Here is a 15,032-nt window from a genome sequence, read left to right on the forward strand (position 1 = left end):
CGCCGCCGTCTTCCCCGCCGCCTCGCCGACCGCGTCCGCCGTGCGACCGGCCACCAGGACGGCGCGGACGCCCGCGGTGAAGCCCGCGAGCTTGATCAGCGGACCGCCGATCGTGGCGGCGGTGAGGGCGACGAGCGCGTTCACGTTGCCGGTGACCTCGGCCACGTCCTTCGTGATCGTGTCGACCCGCGCGAGCTGCTGGTTGGCCTCGCGGAGGGTGGAGGCGGACTCGTCCAGGATCGGGGTGAGACCGTCGCTGGCCTGCTTGATCGCCTCGCTGGTGCTGTCGAACACGCGACCCAGCTTCCACAGCGGGATCGCCGCGATCGCGACCAGGATCGCGAACACTCCTGCGGCGATGAGTCCTGCGATGTCTCCACCGGTCACGGTGACCTCCGTTCGGCGCCGCCCGATGCGGCACTCCAGCCTAGCGACGCTCCGCGGAGCGCTGCGGCAGGGGCGGTGCGCGTGCCGTGCCCCGGGACGACGGAAGGCCCCTGCGGTGAGCAGGGGCCTTCCGGGACGACGGTCGGACGACCGGGTCAGGAGTGGATCAGCGGGCGGCGTAGTACTCGACGACCAGCTGGACCTCGCAGGTCACGGGGACCTCGGCGCGCTTCGGGCGGCGCAGCAGCGTCGCCTGGAGCTTGTCGATCTCGACCTCGAGGTAGCCCGGGGTCTTGGGGAGGACGTCGACGTGCCCACCGGCGGCGGCGACCTGGAAGGGCTCGGTGCCCTCGGAGCGGGTCTTGACGTGGATGACCTGGCCCGGCTTCACGCGGAAGGAGGGGCGGTCGACCGTCTTGCCGTCCACCATGATGTGGCGGTGCGTGACGAACTGGCGGGCCTGCGCGGTGGTGCGGGCGAAGCCCGAGCGCAGGACGAGGGCGTCGAGGCGCATCTCGAGGAGCTCGACCAGGTTCTCACCGGTCAGGCCCTGGGTGCGGCGCGCCTCGGCGAACGCGATGCGGAGCTGCTTCTCGCGGATGCCGTACTGGGCGCGCAGACGCTGCTTCTCACGCAGGCGGACCGCGTAGTCGGAGTCGGCCTTGCGCTTCGAGCGGCCGTGCTCACCGGGAGCGTAGGGACGCTTCTCGAGGTAGCGGGCCGCCTTCGGGGTCAGCGGGATGCCGAGGGCGCGCGAGAGGCGCGTCTTCGAACGGGAACGGGAGGTCGTCGACACTGTGGTCCTTCCAAGGTCTGAGAGGTTCGATCGCAGCTCTCGCCTGCGCTCTCCGGGAGGAGAGCGGGCGCCGTGGTCGTGTCCGGTCGCGGGTGCGTCCGGAAGGGTGACCGCGGTGACGAGCTGCGCGATTCAGAGGGATGCGCTGCTCCGCTCGGCTACAGAGCGGTGGGCAACCGCAGAAGACTATCACGGACGACCGCCGTGCACTGGTCTCATCCGCCGCGGATGATCCGCATGAGCTTGGCGAGTCGGGCCGACACGTCGCGCTCGTTGCCGTGCTCCGTCGGGTCGTAGTACCGGGCGCCCTCGAGCGCGTCGGGGAGGTACTGCTGCTGCAGCACGCCGAGGTCGGCGTCGTGCGGATAGCGGTACCCCTTGCCGTGCCCGAGCCGCTTCGCGCCCGGATAGTGCGCGTCGCGCAGATGCGGAGGCACCCGCCCGGCCTTCCCCGCGCGGACATCGGCGATGGCCGCGTCGAGCGCCGTGTAGGAGGCGTTGGACTTCGGCGCGGTCGCGAGGTGCACGACGGCCTGCGCGAGCGGGATGCGACCCTCGGGCATCCCGATGAGCTGCACCGCATCGGCGGCGGCGACCGCGATGACGAGCGCCTGCGGATCGGCCATGCCGATGTCCTCCGACGCCGAGACGATGATCCGCCTGGCGATGAAGCGCGGGTCCTCCCCCGCCTCGATCATCCGGGCCAGGTAGTGCAGCGCCGCATCGACGTCGGAGCCGCGGATCGACTTGATGAAGGCGCTGATGACGTCGTAGTGCTCGTCGCCGTTGCGGTCGTAGCGCAGCAGAGCGCGATCGACGGCCCGGGCGACGATCTCGGTGGTGATGAGCGGGAGCTCGGGCTCCTCGGGCGGCGAGTCGCCCCCGACGGGCGCGTCGTCGTCCTCGTCGTCCTCGTCCTCCGGCTCGGCCGTCCGGGCGGCGCGGTCGGCCTCGCGCGCGTCCGACCTGGCCGAGGTGGCCGCCGCCTCGAGCGCCGTGAGCGCCCGTCGGGCGTCTCCGGAGGCGAGGCGGATGATGCTCGCCCGCGCCTCGGGATCGAGCGCGACCGTCGCTCGCAGGCCCCGCTCGTCGACGAGGGCGCGGTCGACGAGCACGCCGAGGTCGTCGTCGCTCAGCGGCTCGAGGGTGAGCAGCAGCGAGCGCGACAGCAGGGGCGCGATCACCGAGAAGGACGGGTTCTCGGTGGTCGCGGCGATGAGGATGACCCAGCCGTTCTCGACACCGGGCAGCAGGGCGTCCTGCTGCGCCTTCGTGAAGCGGTGGATCTCGTCGAGGAAGAGGACCGTCGAGGTGCCGTAGAGATCGCGGGTCGAGAGCGCCTCCTCCATCACCTGGCGCACGTCCTTCACTCCGGCGGTGACCGCCGAGAGCTCGACGAACCGGCGGCCGCTGGAGTGGGCGACCGCCTGCGCGAGCGTCGTCTTGCCGGTGCCGGGCGGACCCCACAGGATCACCGACACGGCACCGCGCTCGCCCGTGGTGTCGGCCGCGAGGGCGACCAGCGGCGAGCCCCGCGTGAGCAGGTGGCGCTGGCCGGCGACCTCGTCGAGGCTGCGCGGGCGCATCCGCACGGCGAGCGGAGTCGCGCCGGAGCGGAGTCCGGCCTGCTGCATGGTCATGCCCGCAAGCGTAACGAGGGCCCCCGACACCCGCGTCGGGCGGCGGAGCGGCGTGTGGAGTCGCCGCGCCGATTCTCGTAGGCTCATCGCGGTCTGCGCCCCGCGCGGACCGCCGCGCCGACCGGGGCGCGATGGGAGACGTCGGAGGAACACGTGGTTCAGGGCAAGTCGAACGACCGCGAGGCGCGCACCCGGCTCAGGGCCTACCAGGCCCGGCAGGCCCTGCACCGCACCCGATCCGCCCGCCGCCGGCGCGACAACGTGATCGCGGCCGTCGCCGGCGTCGTCGTGCTCGCCCTCGCCGTCATCGCCCAGATCCTCTACTTCTCGGGTGGACCGGGCACCCCGGTCGCCGAGCCGTCGTCCAGCGCGAGCGCGACTCCCGCTCCCACCGCGACCGGGCAGAACACCGGCGACGTCCCCTCGAGCGACATCGCCGAGGGCCGCGACTGGACCGGCGAGATGACGATCAACACCGACGCGCTCGGCATCACCCTGGCGGGCGCCGCGGCTCCCCAGGCCGTCTCCTCCTTCCTCTCGCTCGCTCAGTCGGGGTTCTACGACGGCGTCTCCTGCCACCGGCTCACCACCGAGGGCCTGTTCGTCCTGCAGTGCGGCGACCCCGACGGCGACGGCACCGGAGGACCTGGCTACAGCTACGGCCCCGTCGAGAACGCCCCCGAGGACGGCCTCTACCCGGCCGGCACCATCGCGATGGCCCGCCAGTCGGGCAACGGCTACAGCCAGGGCAGCCAGTTCTTCGTCGTCTACGAGGACACGACGCTCCCCGCCGACGCCGCCGGCGGCTACACCGTCATCGGGCAGGTCACCTCGGGCCTGGACGCCCTGGTCGCCGACGTCGTCTCGAAGGGCACCGCCGACGGCTCCGCTGACGGCGCGCCCGCGGAGCCCGTGGCGATCACCTCCGTCTCGGTGCAGTAGGCGCGGCGCGCCCCCTCGCCCGACCGGGGTGCAGGAGCCGGGGGCGCCCCTGTGCAATAGGCTGAACGTCACTGCCCGTTCGCGGCCGAGCGCGGTACCCGGCCTACCGGCCGTCGAGCCCGATCGGCCACCGACGCGACGGACATCGAACAGCACGACATCGAACAGCAAGGTGAGGCTCCGAGCGATGAGTGACCAGCAGCCGTGGGGACGAGTCGACGACGACGGGACGGTCTACGTCCGAGTCGGAGACGGGGAGCGCGAGGTCGGCCAGTACCCCGATGCCACCCCAGAGGAGGCGCTCGCCTACTACGAGCGCAAGTACACCGAGCTGGCCGGGCAGGTCTCCCTGCTCGAGCAGCGGGCGAAGCGGGGTGCTCCCGCCGCCGACGTCGCCCGGACGGTCCAGTCGCTGACCGCGGCGATCGCCGAGGCGCACGCCGTCGGTGATCTCGAGGCGCTGCAGACGCGCGTCAGCGCGCTGAGCGGCTCGGTCGAGGACCTCTCCGAGCAGCAGGCCGCCGAGTCCAAGGCCGTGCTGGCCGAGGCTCTCGCGTACCGCGAGGCGATCGTCGCGGAGGCGGAGGCCCTGGCCGCCGTCGATCCCGCCAAGACGCAGTGGAAGCAGGCGAGCGCGGCGATCGACGAGCTGTTCGCCCGTTGGCAGAGCCACCAGCAGCAGGGGCCCCGCCTGCCCAAGAACGAGGCCAACGAGCTCTGGCGCCGCTTCCGCGGTGCCCGCACGACCATCGAGCAGAACCGCAAGGCGTTCTTCGCCGACCTCGACTCCGCGCACCGCGAGGCCAAGGCCGCGAAGCAGGCGCTGATCGACCAGGCGGAGGCCCTCGTGCCGCGCGGCGCCGAGGCGATCCCCGAGTACCGCACCCTCCTCGAGAGCTGGCGGGTCGCCGGTCGAGCGGGCAAGCGGTTCGACGACGCGCTCTGGGCGCGGTTCAAGGCCGCCGGCGATGCGATCTACGGCGCGAAGGCCGAGATCGTCGCCCAGGAGAGCGTCGAGTACACCGAGAACCTCGACCGCAAGCTCGCGCTGCTCGAGGAGGCGGAGCCGCTCCTGCAGGAGCAGGATCGCGAGAAGGCGAAGCGCGCCCTGCTCTCCGTCCAGGAGCGCTGGGACGAGGTCGGACGCGTGCCGCGCGAGCAGGTCCGCACGATCGAGGACCGGCTCCGCAAGGTCGAGGCGCACGTGCGCAAGCTCGACGAGGAGCATTGGAACCGCAGCAACCCGGAGCGCAAGGCCCGCTCGGAGGGGCTCGCCTCCCAGCTGACCTCGGCGATCCAGAAGCTGCAGGACGAGCTCGACGAGGCGAAGGCCCGCGGCGACCGCGCCGCCATCGCCCAGGCGCAGGAGGCCCTCGACGCCCGCAAGGTGTGGCTGGACGCGCTGGGCTGATCCCCGAGGGGCTGATCCGGGTGGAGGTCCTCCTCCACCGTCCGGATCCGTCCACAGATCCGCAGAAGCGCCTCCGGAGGGGAGTCGCGTCGTCCACTCTCGTGGGATGACGCGACTCCCCTCCGTTCTGCTTCCCGGACACCTCCCCCTCGCCGAGCTCTGCGCGGCCCGACTCGACGGGGAGCTGCGAGCCCTCGACGAGGGCTTCGTCGTCTCCGACCTGCCGACGGGCGCCGCCGAGCGCGGAGCCGCGCTGCTGGCGGTGCTCCCCCGCGGCACCGTCGCCGATCGGCTCAGCGCCGCCTGGGTCCACGGAGCGACGACGGACGCACCGTCCGTGCACAGCGCATCGATCGACCGCCGCCACCGGCTGCACCCGCCGCGGATGGCCCGGCTGCGCTACCACGAGGTGCGCCTCTCCGACTCCGAGGTCGTCACCCTCGGCGGGTGCGCGGTCACCACTCCCGTGCGCACCCTCGTCGATCTGGCGAGGATCGCGACGGCGTGCGACGACGACCTGCTCCGCTCGCTCGCGGCCGTCACCGGGACGTCCCTCGACGCGGTGCTGGCGCACCTCACCGCGGCGGGCACGGCCGTGGCGGGCCGCCGCATCGCCGAGAGCCGGCTGGCGGCCGCGCTCGACGCGCGGCCGCCGGATCCGGGGTCAGCCCGCGCTGACCCGGTAGACGTCGTAGACGGCGTCGATGCGGCGCACGGCGTTCAGCACCCGGTCGAGGTGCGTCGTGTCGCCCATCTCGAAGACGAAGCGGCTGATCGCCAGCCGGTCGCTCGAGGTCGAGACGGTCGCCGACAGGATGTTCACGTGGTGCTCGGAGAGCACGCGGGTCACATCGCTGAGCAGTCCGGAGCGATCGAGGGCCTCGACCTGGATCTGCACCAGGAAGATGCTCTTGGACGACGGCGCCCACTCGACGTCCACGATGCGCTCGGGCTCCTTGAGGAGCTCCTGCACGTTGTGGCAGTTGGCCTGGTGCACCGAGACGCCCGCCCCGCGCGTGACGAATCCCACGATCTGATCGCCCGGCACCGGGGTGCAGCACTTGGCGAGCTTCACCAGGATGTCGGGGGCGCCCTTGACGAGCACGCCGGACTCGCTGCTGCGGCTGCGCGGACGCGGGGAGCGAGGGAGGGTGACCTCGTTCTCGTCCGACTCCGGATCGCCCTGGATCGAGGCGACGACCTTCTCGAGCACCGACTGGGTCGAGACGTGCCCCTCGCCGACGGCCGCGTAGAGCGCCTCGACGTCGTTGTAGCGCAGCTGGCTCGCCACCTCGGTGAAGGTGTCCTGGCTCATCAGCTTCTGCAACGGCAGGTTCTGCTTGCGCATCGCCCGGGCGATCGAGTCCTTGCCCTGCTCGATTGCCTCGTCGCGCCGCTCCTTGGTGAACCACTGGCGGATCTTGTTGCGGGCCCGAGGGCTCTGCACGAAGTTCAGCCAGTCCTGGCTGGGCCCGCTGTCGGGGTTCTTCGAGGTGAAGACCTCGACGACGTCGCCGGTCGTCAGCGAGGACTCGAGCGGCACGAGGCGGCCGTTGACCTTCGCGCCCATGGTGCGGTGGCCGACCTCGGTGTGCACCGCATAGGCGAAGTCGACGGGGGTCGCTCCGGTGGGCAGGCCGATGACCCGGCCCTTCGGAGTGAAGACGTAGACCTCCTTGGCGCCGATCTCGAAGCGGAGGGAATCGAGGAACTCGTTCGGGTCCGTCGTCTCGGACTGCCAGTCCGAGAGGTGCGCGAGCCAGGCGAGGTCGGTGTCGTTCGAGCCGGACGTGGGCACCTTGCCCGTCGCCATCTGCTCCTTGTACTTCCAGTGCGCCGCGATGCCGAACTCGGCGTGCTGGTGCATCTCGTTGGTGCGGATCTGGATCTCGACCGCGCGGCCCTTGGGGCCGACCACCGTCGTGTGCAGCGACTGGTACAGGTTGAACTTCGGGGTCGCGATGTAGTCCTTGAAGCGGCCCGGCATCGGGGTCCACCGCGCGTGGATCGAGCCCAGCACCGCGTAGCAGTCGCGCACCGAGTTCACGAGCACGCGGATGCCCACGAGGTCGTAGATCTCGTCGAACTCGCGACCTCGCACCACCATCTTCTGGTAGATCGAGTAGTACTGCTTCGGACGGCCGACGACCCGGCCCCGGATCTTGCCGGCGCGCAGGTCCTCGCCGATGAGGTCGATCACGCTCTGGACGAACTCCTCGCGCTGAGGCGTCCGCCGCTTCACGAGGCTCTCGATCTCGTTGTAGATCTTGGGGTACAGCACCGCGAACGACAGGTCCTCGAGCTCCCACTTGATGGCCTGGATTCCCAGGCGGTGCGCGAGGGGCGCGTAGATCTCGAGGGTCTCGGTGGCCTTGCGCGCGGCGGACTCGGCCGGCACGAACCCCCAGGTGCGGGCGTTGTGCAGCCGGTCGGCGAGCTTGATGATGAGGACGCGGATGTCCTTCGACATCGCCACGATCATCTTGCGGACGGTCTCGGCCTGGGCGCTGTCGCCGTACTTCACCTTGTCGAGCTTGGTGACGCCGTCGACCAGCATCGCGACCTCGTCGCCGAAGTCGGCGCGGAGCTCGTCGAGCTTGTAGTCGGTGTCCTCGACCGTGTCGTGCAGGAGGGCCGCGGCGATGGTCTTCGAGCCGATGCCGAGGTCGGCGAGGATCTGCGCGACCGCGAGCGGGTGCGTGATGTAGGGCTCCCCGCTGCGGCGCTTCTGCCCCGAGTGGGCCCGCTCAGCGACGGAGTAGGCGCGCTCGATCAACGCGATGTCGCTCTTGGGGTGGTGCATCCGCACCGTGCGCACGAGGGTGTCGACCGCGCCGCTGGGCTGCGCGCGCGAGAAGATCCGAGGGACCAGTCTGCGCAGGGCAGCGGTGGACGACGTGGTCGTGGTTTCCGTCACGCGGGCATCTCCATCGCCCCATTATCGCGCCTGCGGAGCGCTCCGATGACCCATCCGCCCAGGGCGGACCCGGCGGTCCTCAGTCGATCCGACCGGGACGGCCCTCGTCGTCGACCACATCGCCGCCGGCGGCCGCCCAGGCGGTCATCCCGGCCTCGACGTTGGCCGCCTCGTACCCCGCACCCTCGAGCGCCTGCACGACCATCGCCGACCGGACCCCGGAGTGGCAGACGACCAGGATGGGCGCCTCTGCGGGCAGCTCGTCCTGCCGTGCACCGATCGAGTTCATCGGGATGTGGTGGGCGGCGGAGGCGTGCCCGAGCGCCCACTCGTGCGGCTCCCGCACGTCCAGGAGCCACACCTCGTCGCGGGAGACGAGACCGATCGCGTCCGCCGCGGAGACCTGCGAGTACTCGGCCATCAGGCGCCCTCGACGACCGGCGTGCCGGCCTTCAGGCGGGCGGCCTCGACGCGCTTGTCGTGCCGGGACACGTCGACCTCGCGACTGCGCAGCTGAGCGTAGAGCGGCGCCGCCACGAAGATCGTCGAGTAGGTGCCGACGATGATGCCGATCAGCAGCGCGAGGGAGATGTCGCGGAGCGTGCCGGCCCCGAGCACGAACGCACCGATCACGAGGATCGCACCGACGGGCAGCGCCGCGACGATCGAGGTGTTGATCGAGCGCACGAGCGTCTGGTTCTCGGCCAGGTTGACCGTCTCGGAGAAGGTCCTCGTGGTGCTGCCGAGCGCCTCCACCGTGTTCTCGCGGATCTTGTCGAAGACCACGACGGTGTCGTAGAGGGAGTAGCCGAGGATCGTCAGGAGGCCGATGACCGCGGCCGGCGACACCTCCGTGCCGGTGATGCCGTAGACGCCGGCGACGATGACGAGGTCGTGCACGAGCGCGACGATGGCCGCCAGCGACATCTTCCAGGTGCGGAAGTACGCCCACATCGCCAGGGACGCCAGCACCACGAAGATGATGAGGCCTCGGAGGGCCTGCTGCGTGATGTCGTTGCCCCACGACGCTCCGATGAAGGAGGACGTGACCTGGTCGTTGCCGACGTCGTACGCCTCGGCGAGCGAGTTGCGCACGGCGGTCGACTCGTCGGTCGACAGCTGGTCGGTCTGGACGCGGATGGAGTCGTCGCCCACGACCGAGACGCGCGGCACGGTCTCGGGCGAGACCGCGGTGACCGCGTCGGTGGCGGTCGCCTGGTCGAGGCTCGACGGAGAGGACACCGTGAACTCGGAGCCGCCGGTGAACTCGATGCTGAAGTTGAACCCGCCGCGGGCGACGGTCCCGAGGACGGTGATCAGGATCAGGACGAGCGAGATCAGGTACCAGGTGCGCCGCCGGCCGACGAAGTCGATCGAGCGCTTGCCGGTGTAGAGGTCGTTGCCGAACTGCGAGAAGCTGGCCATCACGCGTCCTTGGTCGAGTCGGAGGAACCGGCGGTGCGGGCCGCCTCGGCGGCCTTGCGCTCGGCGATGGTCTGGCGCTTCGCCGCTTCGCGGGCGGCGGTGGAGCCCTTGCCCGCGACCACGGCGTCCTGCGGGCGGAACGCCGCTCGGCCGCGGTAGACCGCGCCGAGAGCCCGTGGATCGAGGCCGGACAGCCGGTGCCCGTCCGAGAAGAACTTCGTCGTCGCGAGCAGCTGCAGCATCGGATGCGTGAAGAGGATCACGACCACGAGGTCGATGAGAGTCGTGATGCCCAGCGTGAAGGCGAAGCCGCGGACGCTGCCGACGGCGAGGATGAAGAGCACCACGGCGGCGAGCAGGTTCACCATGTCGGAGGCGAAGATCGTGCGCAGGGCCCGTCGCCAGCCGGCCTCGACAGCGGACTCCAGCCCCCGGCCGTCGCGCAGCTCGTCGCGGATCCGCTCGAAGTAGACGATGAACGAGTCCGCGGTGATGCCGATCGCGACGATGAGGCCCGCGACGCCCGCGAGCGACAGCCGCAGGCCCTCCCGCCACGACAGGAGCGTCACGACGAGGTAGGTGACGACGGCCGCCACGATCAGCGAGGCGATCGTGACCGCTCCGAGCACCCGGTACTGGGCGAGGGAGTAGACGACGACGAGGATCAGTCCGATCACACCCGCCAGCAGGCCGCTCGCGAGCTGGGCGGTGCCCAGGGTCGCCGAGATGCTGTCCGAGCTCTGCACCTGGAAGCCGATCGGCAGTGCGCCGTACTTGAGCTGGTCCGCGAGGGTCTTGGACGACTCCTGGGTGAAGGACCCGGTGATCTGGGCGTTGCCGTCGGTGATGGCGGCATTGGTGGACGGGGCCGAGATGACGCGGCCGTCGAGGACGATCGCGAACTGGTTCTGGGCGCCCTGCAGCGCGACGAGGCGCGTGGTCACGTCCGAGAACGCCGTGGTCCCGGCGTCGTCGAAGGAGAGGTTGACCGCCCACGTGCCGGTGCTCGCACCGGACTGGGTCGTCACCAGGCCGTTGGAGGCGTCGGCGATGTCCTCGCCCGTCACCTCGACGGGGCCGAGGATGTACTTCACCGTGCCGGTGTCGTCGCACGTGATCAGCGGCTGGTCGGCCGGCGCGAGGTTGGGGTCCTGGCTGTTCAGGAACGCGCAGTCGAAGGCGGTGTACTGCGCCTCGAGCGCCGGAGTGATGTACGCGAGGTCGCTCGCGTTCGTCGGCTCGGCCGTGGGCTCCGTGGCGAGCGACGGATCGACGGGCGTCGGCGAGGACGTCGCGTCGCCGCCGACCGCGGTGTTCGTGGCCTGGCTGCCGACGAGGACCGGGCGGAAGTCGAGCTTCGCGGACGCCTCGATGCGCTGGAGCGTCTCGTCGTCGGGGGTCCCGGGGATCGAGACGACGATGTTGCTCGAGCCCTGGGTCGTGATCTCGGCCTCGGAGACGCCCGAGGCGTCGATGCGCTGGCGGATGATCGAGACGGCCTGGGTCAGCTGCTCGGACGAGACGGTGTCGCCGTCGTTCAGCTGCGGCTGGAGGACGATCTGCGTCCCGCCCTCGAGGTCGAGGGCGAGCTTCGGCGTCCAGGACCCGCCGCCCCAGAGGACGGCGGCGGTGTTCAGTCCGACGAGAGCCAGGATCAGGACACCGAGCCAGCTCAGGGAGCGCCGGGCCTTCCGGACGGGGGTTGATGCGGCCACCCAGGGCTCAGCTTTCTCTTCGGTCGACGATGACGGCCCGGATCCGGGCGCGGACAGGAAGGGCGGGCCGGACGCTCTCGCGCTCCGGCCCGCCCTGGAGACTACTGGGCGTCCGGCTTGCGGTCGCGCTCGATCGGGTCGACCAGCGGGTCGCCCTGGTGAGCGGCGTCGCGCTCGCCGAACGCGGGAGCGGCGCCGTCGACGGTGTCGTCCTCGTCGGTCGCGACGACGTTCTCGCTCGGGTCGATGAGGCGCGCGATGGCCTGGCGGTGGATCGTCAGCAGGGTGCCGGGGGTCGACTCGATGACGATCTTGTTGGCGTCCTCGTCGATCGACACGACGGTGCCGAAGAGTCCGGACCCCGTCATCAGCTCGACGCCGGGGACCAGGTTGTTCTTCATGTTCTCCGCGTCGCGCTGGCGCTTCTTGTTGTTGCGGAACATGAAGATGATCATCACGGCGAGCAGCAGGACGAGCAGGATGATCGTCGGATCCATGGGTGAGCCTTCCGGAGTGGGTGGCGAGCCCGCGCGGCGTCTCAGCCGGATGCGCGGGATCGAGCGGCCCGTCGGGCCTTGAAGATTATAGGTCATCCCCGAAGAGCGACTGCTGGGAGGCGGCGGCACCGCGCGGGTCGAGCCCGAAGTGGCGCCAGGCCGCGGGAGTGGCGACGCGCCCCCGCGGTGTGCGCGTCAGCAGGCCGATCCTGACGAGGAAGGGCTCGACCACGGCCTCCACGGTCTCGGCCTCCTCGCCCACCGAGACGGCGAGCGTGTTGAGGCCCACCGGTCCCCCGTCGAACCGGGTGAGGACGATCTCCATGACGGCGCGGTCGAGGCGGTCCAGGCCCAGCGGATCGACGTCGTACAGGTCGAGAGCGGCGCGGACGGCGGCGATGTCGGCACGTCCGCCGTGCACCAGGGCGAAGTCGCGCACGCGACGCAGCAGCCGGTTCGCGATGCGAGGAGTGCCGCGGCAGCGCCCGGCGATCTCGGCGATCGCCTCGGTGTCGATGTCGAGCTCGAGCAGGCGCGCCGCACGGGCGAGGACCTGGCGCAGCTCGTCCTCGGCGTAGAACTCGAGGTGCGCCGTGAAGCCGAAGCGGTCGCGCAGAGGATTGGGCAGCAGACCGGACCGGGTCGTGGCGCCCACGAGGGTGAAGGGGGCGAGATCCAGCGGGACGGACGTCGCTCCGGCGCCCTTGCCGACCATGATGTCGATCCGGAAGTCCTCCATGGCCAGGTAGAGCATCTCCTCCGCGGAGCGCGCCATGCGGTGGATCTCGTCGATGAAGAGGATCTCGCCGGGCAGGAGGGACGACAGCACCGCGGCCAGGTCGCCGGCGTGCTGGATCGCGGGACCGCTGGACAGCCTCAGCGGCGACGAGCTCTCCTCCGCGACGATCATCGCCAGCGTCGTCTTGCCGAGACCGGGAGGACCCGCGAGCAGGATGTGGTCGGGGGTGCGGCCCTGCATCGCCGCCGCCTTCAGCAGCAGCTCCAGCTGGCCGCGGACCTTCCGCTGGCCGACGAACTCGCTGAGGCTCTTCGGACGCAGGGCGCCCTCGAACGCGATCTCGGCCTCGGAGACGACCTCCGGTCCGAGCAGTCCGTCGCCGCTCACGAGCGGGCCGCCGGACCGAGTCGGGCGAGGGCGAGGCGCAGGAGCGCCTGCACGTTCGCGGCGTCGGACGCCTGGGCGTCGAGGAGGATCTCGTCGACCACCTCGGCGGCGATGCGCTCGGGCCAGCCGAGTCCGACGAGGGCGGAGAGCACGCTCTGGGCGGCGGTCGCCCCGGGACCGGTGCCGCGGGCGGCGCGCGGGCGGACGGCGAGCTTGCCCGCCAGGGACAGGATGATGAGCTTCGCGGTCTTCGGGCCGATGCCGGACACCTTGCGGAACACGGCGTCGTCCTCATCGGCGACGGCCTGCGCGATGCGCTCGGGCTCGACGGCGCCGAGGACCCCCAGAGCCGACTTGGGGCCGACCCCGGTCACCGCGATGAGGAGCTCGAAGATCTCGAGCTGCTCCGCGTCCGGGAACCCGTACAGGGTGAGCGAGTCCTCGCGGACGATGAGCGTGGTCGTGACCGTGGTCTCGTCGCCGACGCGCATCTCGAGCGCGTGCTGCGGAGTCACGTTGACCGCGTAGCCGACGCCGTGGACGTCGATCACGGCGAGACTCCCGCGGGCGGAGAGGACGGTGCCGCGGAGAGAGGAGATCACCGCGTCAGTCTAGGTGCTCGAACAGGCGTTCGAGAGGAGGCCTCCGCGGCGCGCCATGCGCGTTGCGCCGGCGTCTCCCCCTCGGCCGCGGACGACGGCCCGGAGGCGAGCGGCGCGCGCCACGCGTGGCAGACCGCGAGGGCGAGCGCATCGGCCGCGTCGGCCGGAGTCGGAGGCGCGTCCAGGTGGAGCACGCGCTGGATCATCGCGGTGACCTGCCGCTTGTCGGCGGCTCCGTAGCCCGTCACCGCGGCCTTCACCTCGCTCGGGGTGTGCATGCCGACCGGGAGGGAGCGGCGTGCGGCGGCGACGAGCGCGACTCCACTGATCTGCGCGATGCCCATGACCGTGCGCACGTTGTTCTGGGCGAAGACGCGTTCGATGGCCACCGCGTCCGGCCGGTGCTCGTCCAGGAGGGCCTCGATGCCGTCGCCGAGGGCGAGGAGCCGCCGCTCGAGCGGGTCGTCGACGGGAGTCCGCAGGACGCTCACGTGCACCAGCGTCGCGCGCCGATCGCGAGCGACGTCGACGATGCCGACACCGCAGCGGGTGAGCCCCGGATCGATCCCGAGGACGCGCATCAGCGCGACCCGATCGGGCGATCCGGGGTCACCGGGTCACTCCTCGTTCTCGAGCTCGGCGCGGACCTCGGGAGTGATGTCGAGGTTCGTGTAGACGTTCTGCACGTCGTCGGAGTCCTCGAGCGCGTCGATGAGACGGAACACCTTGCGGGCGGTCTCGGCGTCGGCCTCGACCTGCAGCGAGGCCACGAACTCGATGTCGGCGGAGTCGTAGTCGATGCCCGCCTCCTGCAGCGCCGAGCGCGCCGGGACGAGCTCGCTCGGCTCGACGCGCACCTCGAAGCTCTCGCCGTGGTCGAGGACGTCGTCGACGCCGAAGTCGAGGACCGCGCCCAGGACGTCGTCCTCGGTGACGCTCTCGCCGTGCGGCACGCTGATGACGCCCTTGCGCGCGAAGTTGTACGCGACGCTGCCCGGGTCGGCCATGGTGCCGCCGTTGCGGGTCATGGCCGTGCGCACATCGGCGGCGGCGCGGTTCTTGTTGTCGGTGAGGCACTCGACGAGCAGGGCGATGCCGTTCGGACCGTAGGCCTCGTACATGATCGTCGTGTAGTCGATGACCTCGCCGGTGAGGCCGGCGCCGCGCTTGATCGCGCGGTCGATGTTGTCGTTCGGGACCGACGTCTTCTTCGCCTTCTGCACGGCGTCGACGAGCGTCGGATTGCCCGAGAGGTCGGCTCCGCCGATCTTGGCGGCGACCTCGATGTTCTTGATCAGCTTGGCGAACGACTTCGCGCGACGCGAGTCCTTGATCGCCTTCTGGTGCTTGGTCGTGGCCCACTTGGAATGCCCGGACACGGTGCTCCCTCGGAAAATCGTCGTGTGCGACCCCCGCGGGCGCCGCTGATAGCTGAGCCAGTCTAATTGAGAGCCGGTCCCCGCCCGGCTCTCCGCGGTCGGCTCCCCGAAACGGTCGCGCAGGTGGAGCGTCGTGCGTCCGGCTACGCCGATCCGCTGACACGCGGAAAGACGATCCGCCTCGACCGAGGCCGG

General features: G+C 71.0%; 14 protein-coding genes. 2 read left to right on the forward strand and 12 right to left on the reverse strand.

The annotated features are described in order from the left end of the window. From IOC53_RS09050 to IOC53_RS09060, 3 genes are all read right to left on the reverse strand, one after another. A partial coding sequence (locus IOC53_RS09050) for a DUF948 domain-containing protein (RefSeq protein ID WP_207404928.1) occupies positions 1 to 387 on the reverse strand: 387 nt, incomplete at its 3' end. A gap of 166 nt (positions 388 to 553) precedes the next feature. Then, positions 554 to 1,183, reverse strand: a complete 630-nt coding sequence (gene rpsD, locus IOC53_RS09055) for a 30S ribosomal protein S4 (RefSeq protein WP_207404936.1) — start codon at positions 1,181 to 1,183, stop codon at positions 554 to 556. 215 nt (positions 1,184 to 1,398) lie between these two features. Continuing rightward, positions 1,399 to 2,823 carry a replication-associated recombination protein A gene (locus IOC53_RS09060; protein WP_207404938.1) on the reverse strand — a complete coding sequence of 475 codons (1,425 nt, stop codon included), beginning with the start codon at positions 2,821 to 2,823 and terminating at the stop codon, positions 1,399 to 1,401. Positions 2,824 to 2,976: 153 nt separating this feature from the next. Here IOC53_RS09060 and IOC53_RS09065 point away from each other — a divergent pair, with 153 nt between their 5' ends. Together IOC53_RS09065 and IOC53_RS09070 are read left to right on the forward strand one after the other, a co-directional pair. After that, positions 2,977 to 3,765, forward strand: coding sequence for a peptidylprolyl isomerase (locus IOC53_RS09065; RefSeq protein ID WP_207404940.1), 789 nt, complete (start codon positions 2,977 to 2,979; stop codon positions 3,763 to 3,765). Positions 3,766 to 3,952: 187 nt separating this feature from the next. Further along, a complete protein-coding gene (locus IOC53_RS09070) occupies positions 3,953 to 5,176 on the forward strand; it encodes a DUF349 domain-containing protein (RefSeq protein ID WP_207404942.1) in 1,224 nt (407 codons plus the stop codon). Positions 5,177 to 5,840: 664 nt separating this feature from the next. On the opposite strand, the gene IOC53_RS09075 is transcribed toward IOC53_RS09070, so the two are convergent. From IOC53_RS09075 to IOC53_RS09115, 9 genes are all read right to left on the reverse strand, one after another. Further along, the gene (locus tag IOC53_RS09075) at positions 5,841 to 8,093 is read right to left on the reverse strand and encodes a bifunctional (p)ppGpp synthetase/guanosine-3',5'-bis(diphosphate) 3'-pyrophosphohydrolase (RefSeq protein WP_207404944.1); all 2,253 of its coding nucleotides are present in this window, start codon (positions 8,091 to 8,093) and stop codon (positions 5,841 to 5,843) included. A gap of 79 nt (positions 8,094 to 8,172) precedes the next feature. After that, positions 8,173 to 8,514: a rhodanese-like domain-containing protein gene (locus IOC53_RS09080; protein WP_207404946.1), complete on the reverse strand. Its 342-nt coding sequence runs from the start codon at positions 8,512 to 8,514 to the stop codon at positions 8,173 to 8,175. Then, positions 8,514 to 9,518, reverse strand: coding sequence for a protein translocase subunit SecF (gene secF / locus IOC53_RS09085; protein ID WP_207404948.1), 1,005 nt, complete (start codon positions 9,516 to 9,518; stop codon positions 8,514 to 8,516). The genes IOC53_RS09080 and secF overlap by 1 nt, the downstream gene beginning before the upstream one ends. Beyond that, positions 9,518 to 11,233, reverse strand: a complete 1,716-nt coding sequence (gene secD / locus IOC53_RS09090) for a protein translocase subunit SecD (RefSeq protein ID WP_207404951.1) — start codon at positions 11,231 to 11,233, stop codon at positions 9,518 to 9,520. The genes secF and secD overlap by 1 nt, the downstream gene beginning before the upstream one ends. A gap of 101 nt (positions 11,234 to 11,334) precedes the next feature. Next, entirely contained in the window at positions 11,335 to 11,730 is a 396-nt protein-coding gene (gene yajC / locus IOC53_RS09095; RefSeq protein WP_207404953.1) for a preprotein translocase subunit YajC, read from the reverse strand. Between the two features lie 85 nt (positions 11,731 to 11,815). Beyond that, a complete protein-coding gene (gene ruvB, locus IOC53_RS09100; RefSeq protein ID WP_307786133.1) occupies positions 11,816 to 12,856 on the reverse strand; it encodes a Holliday junction branch migration DNA helicase RuvB in 1,041 nt (346 codons plus the stop codon). Beyond that, entirely contained in the window at positions 12,853 to 13,458 is a 606-nt protein-coding gene (gene ruvA / locus IOC53_RS09105; protein ID WP_207404955.1) for a Holliday junction branch migration protein RuvA, read from the reverse strand. Before ruvA ends, ruvB begins: the two co-directional genes overlap by 4 nt. Continuing rightward, positions 13,455 to 14,039: a crossover junction endodeoxyribonuclease RuvC gene (gene ruvC / locus IOC53_RS09110; protein ID WP_207404957.1), complete on the reverse strand. Its 585-nt coding sequence runs from the start codon at positions 14,037 to 14,039 to the stop codon at positions 13,455 to 13,457. Before ruvC ends, ruvA begins: the two co-directional genes overlap by 4 nt. A 36-nt stretch (positions 14,040 to 14,075) precedes the next feature. After that, positions 14,076 to 14,837: a YebC/PmpR family DNA-binding transcriptional regulator gene (locus IOC53_RS09115; RefSeq protein WP_207404959.1), complete on the reverse strand. Its 762-nt coding sequence runs from the start codon at positions 14,835 to 14,837 to the stop codon at positions 14,076 to 14,078. Between the last annotated feature and the right edge of the window lie 195 nt (positions 14,838 to 15,032).

Origin of the sequence: Rathayibacter sp. SD072 (genome assembly GCF_017355185.1) — a bacterium.
Lineage (GTDB): Bacteria > Actinomycetota > Actinomycetes > Actinomycetales > Microbacteriaceae > Rathayibacter.